Here is a 15,627-nt window from a genome sequence, read left to right on the forward strand (position 1 = left end):
CGACGCGCATCGGGGGCGAGCCGTGACGGTGACTGCGAGGGTACGTGTCGAAGGAGCAAACCGATTTGAAGCGGGCCGAGAAGTGGACCTTCGCGCTGACGGTCGTCTCCCTGATCGCCGGTGGGACAGTGGTTGCCGGGCTGGTGGATCGGTGGAGCAGTTCTCCGTCCGATGACATCTCGGTAGCTGCGTCATCTTCGATCACCATGACGTCCACACCGGACGAGATTCCGGCGGAAGACGTGCCTGAATTCTCGTACGTCACGCCGAGCGCGGTGTACCCGACCACGATTCCGGGTTGTGAAAGCGTCGAAGCGCCGGACGACGAACACGGAATCTCGATCTTCACATCGACAGGTGGCGACGACGCGTACGACGACCCACGTTTTCCGTGGTTTTCCGGCGCCAAAGCTGTATCGATGTCGGATGCGGTCGCCGATGCGATTCCGGACGGCGTCGAGATCAAGTTCGCCAGTCCGAGCCGATCACTCCAGTTCGGTCCGATCTCGGCACCGTCGACCTCGGACGAGTTGCCCGAGGGATGGACGATCGAGGATCTGGCGTCCACTGATGCGTCGGCGACAATACTTCGAGGCGAGGCCAGTGGTGGACTGTCGGTCTCGGTCAACAGCAGTAAGGCGCCGGTTCCTCCGTGCATTGCCGGTTCTCTCGTCGAACGTCGCTCACTCGCGGATGGTTCAGTTGTGGACGTGCAGGACTCGTGGAGTGAAATCAACGGACAACGCACTCTCTCTCGTTCGGCGTTCCTTTACGGCATCGATGGCACACGAGTTCACGCCTATCTCGATGACACTGCCGATCGAGTCGGCGCCGAGGTTCAGGCAAGCGGCGCGCTTCCACTGACCATCGACGAACTGGTGTCCTTGGTCAGCCTGCCGCAACTGCGAATCACGACGCCTGCTCCGCCGGGTACGGCACCGCTTTCGCCCGGGTGCCACGGGATCCCCGAGACTCTGGCGACGTGGCCGAACTCGATCGCGCGACGATCGAACGTCTCAACGCGGTACTCGAAGTCAGATGGCGCGCTGTACCTCCGGGTTTTCCGATTCTTGATACCGGACCGGGCACTCTGACGGTGGCGGAGAATGACAAGTCCACTGCATGTCAGAGACTTCTCACCCGGACGGGAGACAGCGAGTCGACCCTCAACATGACAATTACCGGCGGACAACCACTCCCTACGGAGCCCAACAAATACGACCCTTCCTACGACGGGCACCCCTTGGAGGTCGTGACGCGACCGGATGGATCCGTGATCGAGCGAGACGAACGGAACTACGCGACCGTGCCCATGACAAATGACGGCTCGAAAGCAGAATCTACGCAGGAAACGAGCAGGTCGGTGGTCGTCACCCGCCCGAATGGGACCCAAGTCTCGGTTTCGTCGTCGGCTGCGATCCCGAACGATCCGATGACGTTCGCGCAGTTGGAGTTTCTCGCGACGACCGAAGGCCTGGAGATTCGATGACCACCAGATTCTCCCCGAAATCGCGACTTCGGATCGCGGCCGCCGCAGCCGTAGTCACCGTCACTGCCGCCATCGCCACGGTGGTCACGTCGACGAGTTCCGAACCGACAGCGATCTCGTCGCCGCTATGGAGCGTCGAGGCCTCCGAGATTCTCGGGCGCGAGTTCGCGATCTTCCGGAGCCCACTTGTTGGAACCGAATTCAACATGGACATGGGCGGATTCATCGACGCCGGATCACTCGTGGTCACGATGATCGGTATGCCGGACCGCCAGGCATATTCGTTGGACGACGCGGAATTGGTCGCACTCGATGCCGACGACGGCACTGTCCGTTGGCGCACGTCGGCGGTCGACGTCGGTGGTTGCTCCGAGACTCTGCTCGGCAGTTCGGTGCTGTGTTTCTCCGGGCCGTACGTATCCGGTGGTTCGTACTCACTTTTCGATATCGAGACAGGAGAGCGTCGAGACATCAAGACGCCGTGGGCACCGATCATCGCGGTTGTCTCGGGTGACACGGTCCTCGCGCTCGAGGGTGATATCGAGAGCAACGACGTTCGCGTGCACAGCGGAACCGTCGACGATCCGGAAGCGAACTGGTCCAAAGCGTTCGACGTCGGTGGATCGTGGGAAGCCGGATACGTCGATCCGGTGATGTCGGTGCACGGCGATCTGGGTGTGATCGCTCTCGACGAGTCTCTGGGATTCGACCTGAAGACCGGCGAACAGCGGTGGGTACACGGTTACTCCACCTGTTCGACCGCGCACACATCGTCGGACGGCGTGACATTGGTGTCGGATGGCGGTTGCGAAGGCAATGGCCGTCCGACAAGTGAGTACGCGCTCGATCAGAACGGGCGCGAGTTCGCCAGGACAGACGAACTGCCCTCGGAGTCCTCGTACTACGGCGGGCGATACAGCCGAGATAATCCCGCAGGAGGATCGACTCCGATCATTCTGGGACACAGCGGTTTCGACCGGACTTCGGGTGAGAAGTTGTGGTCCAACAGTGAAGTCTTCGACACCGCACAGTCGTTGGCGGTGATCGGTAACGTGGTTGCCGTGACCCGTTCTGGTTCCGAGCCCGAGGTCCAGTTCGTGGACCTGCTCACCGGTGAGGTCCTGTGGCGATCGAACGCCGAGCGCGCCGGGGAGGTTGTCTGGCACGGCGATGTCGTTATCGACGAGGGAAACGTCTACGGAACGAATGTCCTTACAGGCCAACGTAGTTGGGAGATTCGGGTGGACCAGGACGGGGACGACGAGTTCACGCCTTGGGTGATGCCGCGCGAGCTGTGGGCGGGGGAGAAGGTGCTGTTGCGTTCCAGTGAAGACCGCATCACGGCGTTGAAGGTGGCGTGAGATCCGGTGTGGTGCATGTCCGTTAATACACTCGGATAAGCGCTCGGTACTCGTCGGTCAGCGGCCCGAACGGTCATCGATGAGCGGGTTTCGGTGTACCCCGTGGAGGACACGGCGGACTTTTGTGCCCATCAGCAACGAGGGGGTCTCTGCTGCACTGTCACTTCGCACCTGTAGTGAATAGCGAGCTGGATTGGCTACTGGTTGACCGGCATGATTCGTCCTTGCGATTTGCCGAACAAGCGTCTGAACTCAAAACGCTCCTGCTCGAAATTGTATGCACGGTAAATCGGCCATGCCAAGGCGTGGACAACTGTGTCCAGCCGGATCAGGAACTTGAAGCGCCAATTCATGATGTTGTGGAGTCGAAGGACCGATTCAGAAGCGCGGTTGTACTTCGAGTATTCGCGCGGAGGTGTTTCTCCCCGCCTCCCCGATGTTTCGACGCGCATGGAGTCGCACTGTCCGATTGTCAACCCGATCTTCTGGAGACATATCGAGAGATCCATGTCTTCGTGAATGTCAGTGCGCTCGCTCAAATTCTTCCGCACTTCTAGCCACGCTGATCTTTTCACGGCCATGTTCGCTCCGGTAGCAGCTAGCACTCGGCGATCATGATTGAACTTTCCACGTCGAATTTGTCGGTCAAGTACGAACCGGTGGACGCGCGAGAAAGGGGATTCGAAGAGGTATGTGACGCCCGCAACGGCGCAGTGGGTGGAGTTGGGGCCGAGGAATTCGCAAATCGCGGCCGCCCATCCGGTCTGGACCCGGGTGTCGGCGTCGATTCGGCCGACCAGTTCACAAGAAGACGCGTCAAAACCCGCATTTCGGGCATGCACAACACCTTGGCGTGACTCGAAGATATATCGAACTTTTTCGTGTGACCCTGCGTAGCGTTCTATTATCGAGGCGGTTCGGTCGGTGGAGTTGTTGTCGACTATCAAGATTTCATCGATTGTGTCACCTTGCGCGAGCAGACGGTCAATGCAGTCCGCGATTCCTGCCTCTTCGTTAAACACAGGTACAACGACCGACAATATATTTCGGTGAGGATTCTCAGTCGATTGCTTTGGGGACGTCACAATCGTTCCTGAGGTTTACGGTTCGGGTGAATCTTCACAAAATAACGGTATCAATCAATTTTTCACCTTCAAAATCGTGGCACTCGGGTAGGTACGCCATGCCGAAACGGCCGCATGGCTACTGGTGTACGATTTGTTCTTTTTGTTGAGATTCTTGTTTGTAAAATTGCAGGTAGCGGGATATCTGATCGATAAGAGGGCTGTGGCGGCGCCGGCTGTCGGTCGATGTGTGGGCCGTCGTTCGAGTGCCAGAACTTATGCCGTATCTCACGCATTCCATACCGTGGTGGATGACTTGATGAGACGGACTGCCCGACTGTTTGGCCTCGGCGTAGGTTTACTGCGAGATTCAGATCGAACTATGCCGAACGGCCTTCCCGTGCGGATCGACTTCCCCGAGCGATGGAACGTCTTCGCCCCCGTGTACTCGGCGCATGAGCTCGTCGTCGAGTTGCCAACCGCCGTCGGTAAGGTATTCAAGATTCCACTGATCAATGGCGCAATGCAACGGGTGATCGTCGAAGAGGTTGTCGACCTCGCCCTCGCGGCCGAATTGTCGTCGATGGTGACCGGGCATCGGTATACCTCGACCAGTTGTCGGCGAACGATCGTGTGGATCAGCTACGAGACCGTATTCTGCACTATCACTTCGAATCTGCGGTGATTATCGAAATCGATGGGCTACTGGTGAACCGGCATGATTCGACCCTGCGATCTGCCAAACAAGCGCCTGAACTCCAGGCGCTCCTGCTCGAAGTTGTAGAGGCGGTAAACGGGCCACACGAGCGCGTGGAGCATCGAGTCGCCCCAGATTGTCAGTTTGAGGCGCCAATTCATGATGTTGTGAAGGTGCAAAACCGATTCGGATGCCTGGTTGTACTTCAGGTACTCCAACGGAGGGGTTTCACCGCGTCGACCGGACGTTTCTGCTCGCATGTCGGCGATCTGACCGATCGTCATCCCTTCCTTCCGAAGGCACAGTGAAAGGTCGATATCTTCGTGGATGTCCGGCCGGTCGCTGACTCGCTCGCGGACGGCCAGCCATGCGCTTTTTCTGATCGCCATGTTTGCTCCGGCGACAGCAAGTACTTGACGTTCGCAATCGAACTTTCCCTGCTTGACCTGACGGTCCAGTGCGAAACGGTGGATTCGGGCAAACGGCGATTCGAAGAGATAGGTGAGTCCGGCGACCGCTGAATGCGCAGTGCTGCGCTGGAAGAAACCTTTGACCGCACGGGCCCATCCCGGTTGGACCCGCGTGTCTGCGTCGATCCGACCGATGATGTTGCCGGTCGAGGCGTCGAAGCCGGCGTTCCGCGCATGAACGACGCCTTGCCGGGCCTCGAAGACATATCTCACTCGGTCGTGCTTCTCGGCGAACTTGTGAATGATCGATGCGGTGCTGTCCGTCGAGTTGTTGTCGACGACCAGAATCTCGTCGATTTCGGACTGGATCAGTAAGCGCTCGATGCAGTTCGAAAGGGAGTTTTCTTCGTTGAATACTGGAACAACCACGGAGAGTCGATTAGTGGACAAGTGTTCAATTTCTTGCATGGACTCGGTCACTTGGCTCCTTTGCTGGGCAATTAGTCCAGTCCTTCGCAAAGGTTACGATAGCAATGGGTGTCCGTTTCGGCAATTTGGAGTGGTGAGATTTCGGTCATTTTTGCAAATGCCCACTCCGTCGAGGAGTCGACATAAGTGCAGCTAGATGCGCGTTTCTGTGTTCGGAAGAATGGTTTCCGCAATGTTTGATTCTTTGCTCACTCGAGTCTGTTTGTCGGCTGAACAGTGGACTTTAGTCCTTCTATTTTCGGCAAACATAATGCTGGCAGTTCGCTGATCTTCGGATCTGAACAATGGCAACCGCGTAGCAATATTGAGATAGTGGAGGATGCTTTCCCTGGTGCCGAGTTAGCCCAGCGCACGTGGAATATCTGTGAATTCACCAGTCCTTAGTCGGCAAGCTCGCCACCCCCTGCAAATATTTGCGTTCGGGCGTGCTGGTCTGAGTATTCCGGTCAAGTACGTCCCCGCGAACCTTCAGCACCGATTCCGACGCGCAGCCGGTGGTCACCATCTCCTCAACGGGGCACGGCGCCCTCGGCTTCGGGTGCCGGAACAGTTTTCCCGGTGATCGGATCGACTTCCTCGAGCGGTGGAACGTCTTCTCCGTCGAGCACTCGGCGCATGCGCTCCTTGTCGAGCTGCCCCTCCCAATTGGCGACCACGAAGGTTGCGACACAGTTCCCGAGCAGGTTCACCGACACCCGCATCGAATCCATGATTCGATCGGCGCCCAGTAGGAGAGCGACTGCGGCGACGGGAATTGCGCCGTGACCGATTGCGGCCACGGTGGCCGACAGCGCCAGGAATGACGATCCCGGCACGCCGGCCATTCCCTTGGACGTGAGCATCAGTACCAGGACGGCAGTGATCTGCTCACCGAGTGTCAGGTCCACACCGAGTGCCTGAGCCAGAAACAGCATGCAGATCGACAGGTACAGCGTCGCGCCGTCGAGATTGAACGAGTAGCCGGTAGGCACCACCAATCCTGTTGTAGTGCGCGAGCATCCGGCGTTGGTGAGCTTGACCATGATTCGGGGCAGAACTACTTCGGTCGACGCCGTTCCCAAAGCGAGGAAGAGTTCGTCCTTGATGTACTTGACGAACTTCCACAGGTTCACGCCCGCGAAGTACCTGACTATCGCGGCCAGGATGAGGATGAACAGGACGGCGGCGAGATAGCATGCGGCGATCAGCTTTCCGTAACTTCCGAGCGAAGCGATCCCGTACTGACCGACGATGTACGCCATCGCGCCCAAAGCGCCCAACGGCGCCAGTTTCATGATCCAGCCGATGATCGTGAAGAACAGATGGCTCAGACGATCGACGAGTTCGAACACGATCGGTGGTCCACTCTCACCCGCCTTGGCCAATGCGAGCCCGAACAGTACGGCGAAGAAGAGGACTTGGAGGAGTGCGTTCTCGGCGAAGGCCGAAACTATCGACACCGGAATGATATTGAGCAGGAATTCGACGGTGTGGGGAAGTTCGCCACTTCCGGTCTTGGCGGCCACGGCGTCCGCACCGTTCGCCAGCGTCTCCGGATCGATGTCGAATCCCGCACCCGGCTTCATCAGATTTCCGATGAGCAGCCCGAACAACAGGGCGAAGGTGGTCACGACCTCGAAGTAGATGAGTGCTTTGACGCCGATACGCCCCACGGCCTTCAGATCCCCGACGTGGGCGATCCCGATCACAACGGTGCAGAAGATGATCGGCGCGATCAGCATTTTGATCAGCTTGATGAATCCGTCGGCGAGGGGCTTGAGGTTCGCGCCGAATTCCGGCCACAACCAGCCGATGAGAACACCGATGACGATAGCGGCGATCAATTGCACGAACAGTGATCGGTACCAGGGCGGCTTGTTGGCGAGTCGCGCGAGCTCGCTGTTCGGCAGTTTTACGGAAGTTGGCATGGATGGGAACGGTAGGTCCGCTTGATTGCGAAAAAATAACTCGCGAATGTCGTGGATGTAACGCGTCGAGGTTGCATCTCGGACAACAATTCGGTCAACAAGCGACAGTTGTGTGTGACTGTGGTTATTGTTTCCCTGAGCGGTGATCTTCCGTCCGCGTGCATGCACGACGTGTGAGAGGGGCTGTCATGGGGCAAATTATCGGAACCATCATTTTCGGCGCAGTCATCGGAATCCTGGCTCGTCTCGTACTGCCAGGTAAGCAGCAGTACGGCATGATCGTGACCGTCGTGCTGGGTATCGCCGGAGCGCTTATCGGGTACTGGGTCTGGGGAGCGATCTCGGACAAGGGCGACACGGGCGGAATCGACTGGATCCGCTGGATCATCAGCATCGCCGCGGCGGCCGTGCTCTCGATCGGCTACAGCGCCGTCACTGGCAAGAAATAGCAAGCCGACCCAATTCGAGAAGTGCGCCCTCCCGAAGTTCGGGAGGGCGCACTTCTTTTTGTTTGCCTTAGTTGTCCGACCCCAGTTGTGAGCGAACGGCACTTTCGTCGCCTCAGATGCGCCGAAAGGCGCGTTCGCTCAGGGGAGGGGGACCGAATTCAGAGCGCCCGTCGCTGAAGATGCAGCGCCTCGAGGAACTGCGCCGGCAGATCCTGCTCGAGGATTTCGTCATCAGGATGGGGCAGCGCTTTGATTTTCGCGAACTCGTCGTTGAGTCGTTCCATCTTGACGTCGAGGCGGTGTGCCGCGGCTGCAGCCTCGGTGAGTTCGTCGAGGAGTTCGACGGGAACCTCGCGGTTGTACTTGTAGTAGATCTTGTGCTCGAGGCTCGCCCAGAAATCCATCGCGATCGTGCGGATCTGAAGTTCGATCGGTACGTGCCTGACGCGGTCACTCATGAAAACCGGGACCTCGACGATCAAGTGCAAGCTCTTGTAGCCGTTGGGTTTCGGATCGGCGATGTAGTCCTCGCGCTCGATCACCCGAAGGTCCGTCTGGCTGGTGAGCATCTCGGCGATTCGGTACGTGTCGGAAATGAAGCTGCAGGTGATACGTACTCCAGCGATGTCGAAGATGTTCTTCGAGATGTCGTCGATCGTCAGCGGGACGTTCAGGCGTTGAGCCTTTCGCAGGATGCTGTCCGGTGACTTGACCCGTGACGTGACGTGTTCGATGGGGCTGTACTGATTGATGTGAGTGAACTCGTCCTTGAGGATGTTCACCTTGGTCATCAGTTCGGAGATTCCGAATTGGTACAACATCATGAAGCGGGAGAACTCGGTCCGCAGTTCGGCGAAATCGGCCCTGCTGACCCCACTGCTGTCTTCCACGTTCGGCACCCTCATCTGTTAGCTGGTGTAACCAGTCTGCCACCGATTGTGCCGTGTCCGGTTTCAGTGGGTGCGCAGTGCGGCGAGCGTCATATCCCGCAGGACTCGACGCGCGCGTGCCGGCGAAGCGGGGTTGGCGCTGTGAGGGGTCGAGTTGATCAGACCGAAGGTGGCATGCGCTTTGATTCGTGCGTCCGCCTGATCGAGTTGGGGATCGAGTTGCTCGAGCACCCCGACCCAGACCTCGACGTACTTGCGCTGCGTCTGGCGTACCTGTCGACGCGCGTCGGCCGGCAGGCTTTCGAGGTCGCGGTCCTGGATGCGGATCAGGTCCGGCTCGCCGAGCGCGAAGTCGAGGTGGAACTCCACCAGTGCGTCGAGAGCAGCGCTCGGTGAGTCCGCTGCCTCCGCTGCCGCAGAGCCGCCTTCGTGCAGGCGCGTGCTGATGCCGACGAGAAGTTCCACGAGGACGGCGTCCTTGTTCGGAAAGTGCCGGTACACGGCCGGGCCGCTGATGCCGACGGCCGCGCCGAGGTCTTCGAGTCGCACACTCACGAATCCGCGTTCGGCGATCAACCGTGCGGCGGCGTCCAAGAGCTGACGTCGACGGTCGGCCTTCATCTGATCGCGTCGCGTCGGAGCTGCTACCTGCTCAGAGGTCATTCTCTCGATCTTTCTTCGCTTGTGTTCTGGACAACTCAGTTAATCATAGTTAATCTAGTTTCAGTTATCGAGCATTAACTCATGGCGAAGGCGGCGGGATGACTCCCAGTGGAATCACGCAAGGATCGGGCTACCGGTCCGATCACACCGTTCTGGTGGACGAACTGAAGAAGAAACTGGCGCAAGCAGCGCTGGGTGGCAACGAGCGCTCTCGCGAGCGTCACGTGAGCAGAGGGAAGTTGCTGCCGCGAGATCGCGTCGACTCGCTGCTCGACCAGGGCAGCCCGTTCCTCGAGCTGTCCCCACTGGCGGCCAACGGCCTGTACGACGACGAGTGCCCGGGCGCCGGCGTCATCACCGGTATCGGCCGTGTGTCGGGTCGCGAGTGCGTCATCGTTGCCAACGACGCGACGGTCAAGGGCGGCACCTACTACCCGATGACGGTGAAGAAGCACCTGCGCGCGCAGGAAGTTGCGCTGCAGAACAACCTTCCCTGCATCTACCTCGTCGACTCCGGCGGCGCCTTCCTGCCGCGCCAGGACGAGGTCTTCCCGGACCGTGAGCACTTCGGCCGGATCTTCTACAACCAGGCGACCATGAGCGCCAAGGGGATTCCCCAGATCGCCGCGGTTCTCGGTTCGTGCACCGCGGGCGGCGCCTACGTGCCCGCGATGAGCGACGAAGCAGTGATCGTCCGCAACCAGGGCACCATCTTCCTCGGCGGCCCGCCGCTGGTGAAGGCAGCCACCGGCGAGATCGTGACGGCGGAAGAGCTCGGCGGCGGCGACCTGCACTCCAAGGTTTCCGGCGTCACCGACCACCTGGCCGAGGACGACCGCGACGCACTTCGGATCGTGCGCAACATCATTGCCACGCTCGGCCCCCGCTCCGAGCGCCCGTGGGACGTCATCTCCACGGTTCCGCCCGTCGCCGATCAGAGCGAGCTGTACGACGTCGTTCCGACTGATCCCCGTACTCCGTACGACGTGCACGAGGTCATCACCAAGCTCGTTGACGGTGGCGCGTTCCAGGAGTTCAAGGCTGAATACGGCAAGACGCTCGTCACCGGTTTCGCCCACATCGAGGGCCACCCGGTCGGCATCATTGCCAACAACGGCGTGCTCTTCGGCGAATCCGCCATGAAGGGAGCACATTTCATCGAACTGTGCGACAAGCGCAGTGTGCCGCTGCTGTTCCTGCAGAACATCGCAGGCTTCATGGTGGGACGCGACTACGAGGCCGGCGGCATCGCCAAGCACGGCGCCAAGATGGTCACGGCAGTCGCGTGTGCACGGGTCCCCAAGCTGACAGTCGTCATCGGCGGCTCGTACGGCGCCGGCAACTACTCCATGTGTGGACGCGCGTATTCACCTCGCTTCCTGTGGATGTGGCCGAACGCGCGCATCTCGGTCATGGGCGGCGAGCAGGCCGCGTCGGTGCTCTCGACGGTTCGTAGTGACCAGCTCGACAGCGCGGGTAATCCGTGGTCGGCCGAGGACGAAGAATCCTTCAAGGCGCCGATCCGCGAGCAGTACGAGGCTCAGGGCAATCCGTACTACTCCACTGCGCGGCTGTGGGATGACGGTGTCATCGATCCCGCAGATACCAGAACTGTTCTCGGCCTGGCCCTTTCGGTGTGCGCGAACGCGCCGATCGAGCCGGTCTCCTACGGCGTCTTCCGGATGTGAGCGAAATGACTGAGTTGCGCACTATCGATACTGTTCTCGTGGCCAACCGCGGTGAGATCGCGGTTCGCGTGATCCGCACGTTGCGTGAGTTGGGAATTCGCAGCGTCGCCGTCTACAGCGACGCCGACGCGAATGCTCGCCACGTCCGCGAGGCCGACACTGCCGTCAACATCGGACCGGCCGCGGCGCGTGAAAGCTACCTCGTCATCGACAAGGTCATCGACGCTGCCAAGTCCACCGGTGCTCAGGGTATTCACCCCGGTTACGGCTTCCTGTCGGAGAACTCGGCGTTCTCGGCTGCCTGTGCGGCTGCCGGAATCGCCTTCCTCGGCCCCTCCGAGCACGCCATCGAGGTGATGGGTGACAAGATCACCGCGAAGAACGCCGTTGCCGCGTTCGACGTACCGGTGGTCCCGGGTATCGCTCGCCCCAATCTGACCGACGAAGAACTGATCGCAGCGGCCGAGGACATCGGCTACCCGGTGTTGGTCAAGCCTTCGGCCGGCGGAGGCGGCAAGGGAATGCGTCTGGTCGAGGATCCGGCCAATCTGGCCGAGGCTCTTCGCAGTGCCCGCCGTGAGGCCGCGTCGTCGTTCGGCGACGACACCCTGTTCCTCGAGCGATTCGTCCTGCGGCCCCGGCACATCGAGGTCCAGGTTCTCGCCGACCAGCACGGCAACGTCGTTCACCTCGGTGAGCGCGAATGCAGCCTGCAGCGGCGTCATCAGAAGGTCATCGAAGAGGCTCCCTCGCCGCTGCTCGATCAGGTGACCCGTGACCGGATCGGCGCGGCAGCGTGCAACACCGCTCGAAGCGTCGATTACACCGGCGCCGGCACCGTGGAGTTCATCGTCTCCGCCGACAAGCCGGACGAGTTCTTCTTCATGGAGATGAACACCCGCCTCCAGGTCGAGCATCCCGTCACCGAAATGGTGACCGGACTGGATCTGGTCGAATGGCAGGTCCGTGTGGCAGCAGGGGAGAAGTTGGCCTTCTCCCAGAGTGACATCACGCTGACCGGGCACGCCATCGAAGCTCGTGTGTACGCGGAGGATCCGGGCCGTGGATTCCTGCCGACCGGCGGCAGCGTCGTCGATCTGGTCGAGCCGTCAGGTTCCGGCGTGCGCGTCGATTCCGGACTGCTCGCGGGCACCGTCGTCGGCAGTGACTACGACCCGATGCTCAGCAAGGTCATCGCCCACGCTCCCGACCGCGCGGGCGCACTGCGCAAGCTCGATCGCGCACTCGGTGACACCGCAGTGCTCGGAGTCGTGACCAACATCGAATTCGCACGGTTCCTCCTCGCTGATCCGGATGTGATCGCGGGCAACCTCGACACCGGTCTGCTCGATCGTCGCGTCGAAGACTTTGTCGCAGCCGACGCCTCCGACGAGGTGCTCATTGCTGCCGCGGCGTATCGCTGGCTCTCGCGGTGGACAACTTCGGAATCCGTTGATCCCTGGGACGTCCCGAGTGGGTGGCGCGTCGGAACTCCCGCTCCGACCAGCATCAGGCTCTCCGCCGGCACCCGAACGGCGCACGTTGCGATCGTCGGCGTTCCCGCGGATGCAAAGGTCGAGGTCGAAGGTTCACAGCCTCGCGCATTCAGCGCGACCCTGACGGGATCCGAACTGGCGGTGGTGATCGACGGACGTCGACGCACGTTTGTCGTCGCCCAGACCGATGGCGGTCTGTGGCTGGCAGGCGGCGGAACCTGGCACGTGCGCGAGGTAGCCGAAGTCAGCGTTCGCGGTGAGGACAAGCATGCCGGTGACGCCGAAATCGCCAGCCCCATGCCCGGTGCCGTCATCGCAGTCAACGTCGAGAACGGCGCGGCAGTGAGCGCGGGACAACCACTCGTCGTGGTCGAGGCCATGAAGATGGAGCACTCCTTGACGTCCCCGATCGACGGGATCGTGGAAGTGCTTGTCCGTCAGGGCGATCAGGTGATGGTGGATCAGGTTCTGGCCCGCGTGGTACCTGTCACGGACGAAGAGACTGCAGAAGTAAAGACCGAGAACACGACGCAGAAGGAAGACGCCTGATGTCCGATTACCTTGCCACCGGAGCTCTTCCGGACGAATACCAGCAGCTCGCCAAGACGGTTGCGGATTTCGCGAAGACCGTAGTGGCACCGGTTGCTGCCGAGCACGACGCCAACCACACCTTCCCGTACGAGGTAGTGGCCGGGATGGCCGACATGGGACTGTTCGGCCTGCCGTTTCCCGAGGAGTACGGCGGAATGGGCGGCGACTACTTCGCACTCTGCCTGGCGCTCGAAGAGCTGGGCAAGGTCGACCAGAGCGTCGCGATCACTCTCGAAGCTGGTGTGTCCCTTGGTGCCATGCCGATCTACCGTTTCGGTAACGAGGCACAGAAGCAGGAGTGGCTTCCGCAGCTCACCAGCGGCAAGTCGTTGGCTGCCTTCGGCCTGACCGAACCCGGTGCGGGTAGCGACGCCGGCGGCACCAAGACCACCGCGAAGTTCGACAGCGGTGAGTGGATCATCAACGGCAACAAGCAGTTCATCACCAACTCGGGCACCGACATCACCAAGCTCGTGACGGTCACCGCGGTCACGGGTGTCAAGGACGGCGGCAAGAAGGAGATCTCGACGATCCTCGTGCCGACCACGACGCCCGGCTTCACGGCCGAACCGGCGTACAACAAAGTCGGTTGGAACGCATCCGACACCCATCCGCTCACGTTCGCCGATGTTCGTGTCCCCGAAGAGAATCTGCTCGGTGAGCGCGGCCGCGGCTACGCGAACTTCCTGCGCATCCTCGACGAAGGCCGCATCGCCATCTCCGCGTTGAGCGTCGGTGCCGCCCAGGGCTGCGTCGACGAGTCGATCAAGTACGCCAAGGAGCGCGAGGCGTTCGGTCGCCCCATCGGACACAACCAGGCCATCGCGTTCAAGATCGCGCGTATGGAGGCTCGTGCCCACGTCGCACGTACCGCGTACTACGACGCGGCCGCACTCATGTTGTCGGGCAAGCCGTTCAAGAAGCAGGCGTCCATCGCCAAGCTGATTTCCTCCGAAGCTGCCATGGACAACGCCCGTGACGCCACGCAGATCCACGGCGGATACGGCTTCATGAACGAGTACGCCGTCGCGCGCCACTACCGTGACAGCAAGATCCTCGAAATCGGTGAGGGAACGACCGAGGTGCAGTTGATGCTCATCGCTCGTGAGGCAGGGCTGTGACGAACCCCAAGAAGATCACTCAGCGCGGGCTCTGGTTCGAGGAGTTCGAGGTCGGCGCGATCTACGAGCATCGCCCAGGCCGGACGGTGACCGAGGCTGACAACGTCCTGTTCACGACTTTGACCATGAACACGCAGGCGTTGCATCTCGATGCCGCGTACAGCGAGGACACTCAATTCGGTGTGCGGCTGGTCAATTCGATGTTTACCCTGTCGACCATCGTCGGCCTGTCCGTCGCGCAGTTGACGCAGGGCACCATCGTGGCGAACCTCGGTTTCTCCGAGATCAGCTTCCCGAAGCCGCTCTTTCACGGCGACACCTTGTATGCCGAGACGCTCATCGCGGACAAGCGCGAGTCGAAGAGCCGTCCAGGTGAAGGCATCGTGACCCTCGTGCACACCGGGCGTAACCAGCACGGTGACGTCGTCGCACTGGCCACGCGCAAGACACTGGTGCAACTGCGTCCGGCAGAGGTGTCCTCATGACGTGGACACCGCCGGGGCCGGCGTGGTTGTTCTGCCCGGCGGATCGTCCCGAGCGCTATGCGAAGGCCGCGGCTGTTGCCGACGTCGTGATCCTCGATCTCGAAGACGGTGTGGCTCCGGCCGACAAGGAAGCCGCACGTGCAGCCCTGATCGACACGCCTCTCGATCCGGAGCGGACGGTCGTGCGCGTCAATCCGGTCGGTACACCTGATCACGAACTCGATCTGATCGCGCTGGACGGCACACACTATTCGCGTCTCATGCTGTCCAAGTGCGAATCGGCCGAGGACGTCCTCTCGCTCGCACCGGCGGACGTGGTTGCACTCGTCGAGTCCCCGCGAGGAGCCCTCGCCGTGGCCGACATCGCGCTTGCTGCGAACGCCATCGGTGTCATGTGGGGAGCCGAGGATCTTGTGGCCGGTCTCGGCGGTAATTCGAGCAGGCACCCGAACGGCTCGTACCGCGACGTTGCCAAGCACGTCCGATCGACGTCTCTCCTGGCCGCGAAGAGCTACGGCCGGTTGGCTGTCGATTCCGTGTACCTCGACATCAAGGACCTCGTCGGCCTGGGCGTCGAGTCCGCTGATGCCGTCGCAGTCGGCTTCGACGTGAAGGTTGCGATCCATCCGAGTCAGGTCGAGGTCATCCGCGGGGCCTTCGCACCTTCGGAAAAAGAGATCGACTGGGCCACACGAGTGCTTGCCGCGGTGTCTACTGAACGTGGTGTGTTCGCGTTCGAGGGCAAGATGGTCGACGCTCCCGTTCTCCGTCACGCCGAGAAGCTTCTTCACCGAGCCGGAATCTTTCAGCAGAAGGAGAACTAACGG

15 protein-coding genes are annotated in these 15,627 nt (G+C 60.8%); 10 read left to right on the top strand and 5 right to left on the bottom strand.

The annotated features are described in order from the left end of the window. The first annotated feature begins 44 nt into the window (after positions 1 to 44). From EHW12_RS09025 to EHW12_RS09030, 3 genes are read left to right on the top strand one after another with little or no spacing between them, the layout of a single operon-like run. Positions 45 to 1,094 (top strand): hypothetical protein, encoded by a 1,050-nt coding sequence (locus EHW12_RS09025; RefSeq protein WP_241199127.1) that lies wholly within the window; start codon positions 45 to 47, stop codon positions 1,092 to 1,094. A gap of 2 nt (positions 1,095 to 1,096) precedes the next feature. After that, on the top strand, positions 1,097 to 1,489 hold the full coding sequence (locus tag EHW12_RS35160; protein ID WP_241199128.1) for a hypothetical protein: 393 nt from the start codon (positions 1,097 to 1,099) through the stop codon (positions 1,487 to 1,489). Further along, on the top strand, positions 1,486 to 2,850 hold the full coding sequence (locus tag EHW12_RS09030) for a PQQ-binding-like beta-propeller repeat protein (protein WP_125050514.1): 1,365 nt from the start codon (positions 1,486 to 1,488) through the stop codon (positions 2,848 to 2,850). Before EHW12_RS35160 ends, EHW12_RS09030 begins: the two co-directional genes overlap by 4 nt. Positions 2,851 to 3,047: 197 nt before the next feature. Here EHW12_RS09030 and EHW12_RS09035 read toward each other — a convergent pair whose 3' ends face one another. After that, positions 3,048 to 3,935 (bottom strand): glycosyltransferase family 2 protein, encoded by an 888-nt coding sequence (locus tag EHW12_RS09035; RefSeq protein WP_054186886.1) that lies wholly within the window; start codon positions 3,933 to 3,935, stop codon positions 3,048 to 3,050. A gap of 361 nt (positions 3,936 to 4,296) precedes the next feature. On the opposite strand from EHW12_RS09035, the gene EHW12_RS09040 reads away from it, so the two are divergent. Further along, positions 4,297 to 4,599, top strand: coding sequence for a hypothetical protein (locus tag EHW12_RS09040; RefSeq protein ID WP_125050515.1), 303 nt, complete (start codon positions 4,297 to 4,299; stop codon positions 4,597 to 4,599). Positions 4,600 to 4,616: 17 nt separating this feature from the next. On the opposite strand, the gene EHW12_RS09045 is transcribed toward EHW12_RS09040, so the two are convergent. After that, positions 4,617 to 5,450, bottom strand: a complete 834-nt coding sequence (locus EHW12_RS09045; protein ID WP_230091115.1) for a glycosyltransferase family A protein — start codon at positions 5,448 to 5,450, stop codon at positions 4,617 to 4,619. A gap of 569 nt (positions 5,451 to 6,019) precedes the next feature. Further along, complete coding sequence (gene dctA, locus EHW12_RS09050) at positions 6,020 to 7,417, bottom strand: C4-dicarboxylate transporter DctA (RefSeq protein ID WP_125050516.1); 1,398 nt, start codon at positions 7,415 to 7,417, stop codon at positions 6,020 to 6,022. A gap of 188 nt (positions 7,418 to 7,605) precedes the next feature. On the opposite strand from dctA, the gene EHW12_RS09055 reads away from it, so the two are divergent. Beyond that, a complete protein-coding gene (locus tag EHW12_RS09055) occupies positions 7,606 to 7,866 on the top strand; it encodes a GlsB/YeaQ/YmgE family stress response membrane protein (RefSeq protein WP_003942027.1) in 261 nt (86 codons plus the stop codon). Positions 7,867 to 8,024: 158 nt separating this feature from the next. On the opposite strand, the gene EHW12_RS09060 is transcribed toward EHW12_RS09055, so the two are convergent. Next, on the bottom strand, positions 8,025 to 8,771 hold the full coding sequence (locus EHW12_RS09060; RefSeq protein ID WP_024487832.1) for a GTP pyrophosphokinase family protein: 747 nt from the start codon (positions 8,769 to 8,771) through the stop codon (positions 8,025 to 8,027). A 48-nt stretch (positions 8,772 to 8,819) separates the two neighbouring features. Further along, the gene (locus EHW12_RS09065; protein ID WP_003941968.1) at positions 8,820 to 9,419 is read right to left on the bottom strand and encodes a TetR/AcrR family transcriptional regulator; all 600 of its coding nucleotides are present in this window, start codon (positions 9,417 to 9,419) and stop codon (positions 8,820 to 8,822) included. Positions 9,420 to 9,517: 98 nt separating this feature from the next. On the opposite strand from EHW12_RS09065, the gene EHW12_RS09070 reads away from it, so the two are divergent. Genes EHW12_RS09070 through EHW12_RS09090 form a run of 5 tightly spaced genes read left to right on the top strand, consistent with a single transcriptional unit; the run spans position 9,518 to position 15,624 of the window. Continuing rightward, positions 9,518 to 11,107, top strand: coding sequence for a carboxyl transferase domain-containing protein (locus tag EHW12_RS09070; protein WP_042453308.1), 1,590 nt, complete (start codon positions 9,518 to 9,520; stop codon positions 11,105 to 11,107). Between the two features lie 5 nt (positions 11,108 to 11,112). After that, positions 11,113 to 13,152, top strand: coding sequence for an acetyl/propionyl/methylcrotonyl-CoA carboxylase subunit alpha (locus EHW12_RS09075; protein WP_064689568.1), 2,040 nt, complete (start codon positions 11,113 to 11,115; stop codon positions 13,150 to 13,152). After that, the gene (locus tag EHW12_RS09080) at positions 13,152 to 14,315 is read left to right on the top strand and encodes an acyl-CoA dehydrogenase family protein (protein ID WP_007730190.1); all 1,164 of its coding nucleotides are present in this window, start codon (positions 13,152 to 13,154) and stop codon (positions 14,313 to 14,315) included. Before EHW12_RS09075 ends, EHW12_RS09080 begins: the two co-directional genes overlap by 1 nt. Further along, complete coding sequence (locus EHW12_RS09085) at positions 14,312 to 14,800, top strand: MaoC family dehydratase (RefSeq protein ID WP_003942078.1); 489 nt, start codon at positions 14,312 to 14,314, stop codon at positions 14,798 to 14,800. The genes EHW12_RS09080 and EHW12_RS09085 overlap by 4 nt, the downstream gene beginning before the upstream one ends. After that, positions 14,797 to 15,624, top strand: a complete 828-nt coding sequence (locus EHW12_RS09090) for a CoA ester lyase (RefSeq protein WP_003942031.1) — start codon at positions 14,797 to 14,799, stop codon at positions 15,622 to 15,624. The genes EHW12_RS09085 and EHW12_RS09090 overlap by 4 nt, the downstream gene beginning before the upstream one ends. Positions 15,625 to 15,627: the final 3 nt, after the last annotated feature.

The organism is Rhodococcus sp. NJ-530 (assembly GCF_003860625.1).
GTDB lineage: Bacteria > Actinomycetota > Actinomycetes > Mycobacteriales > Mycobacteriaceae > Rhodococcus_F > Rhodococcus_F qingshengii.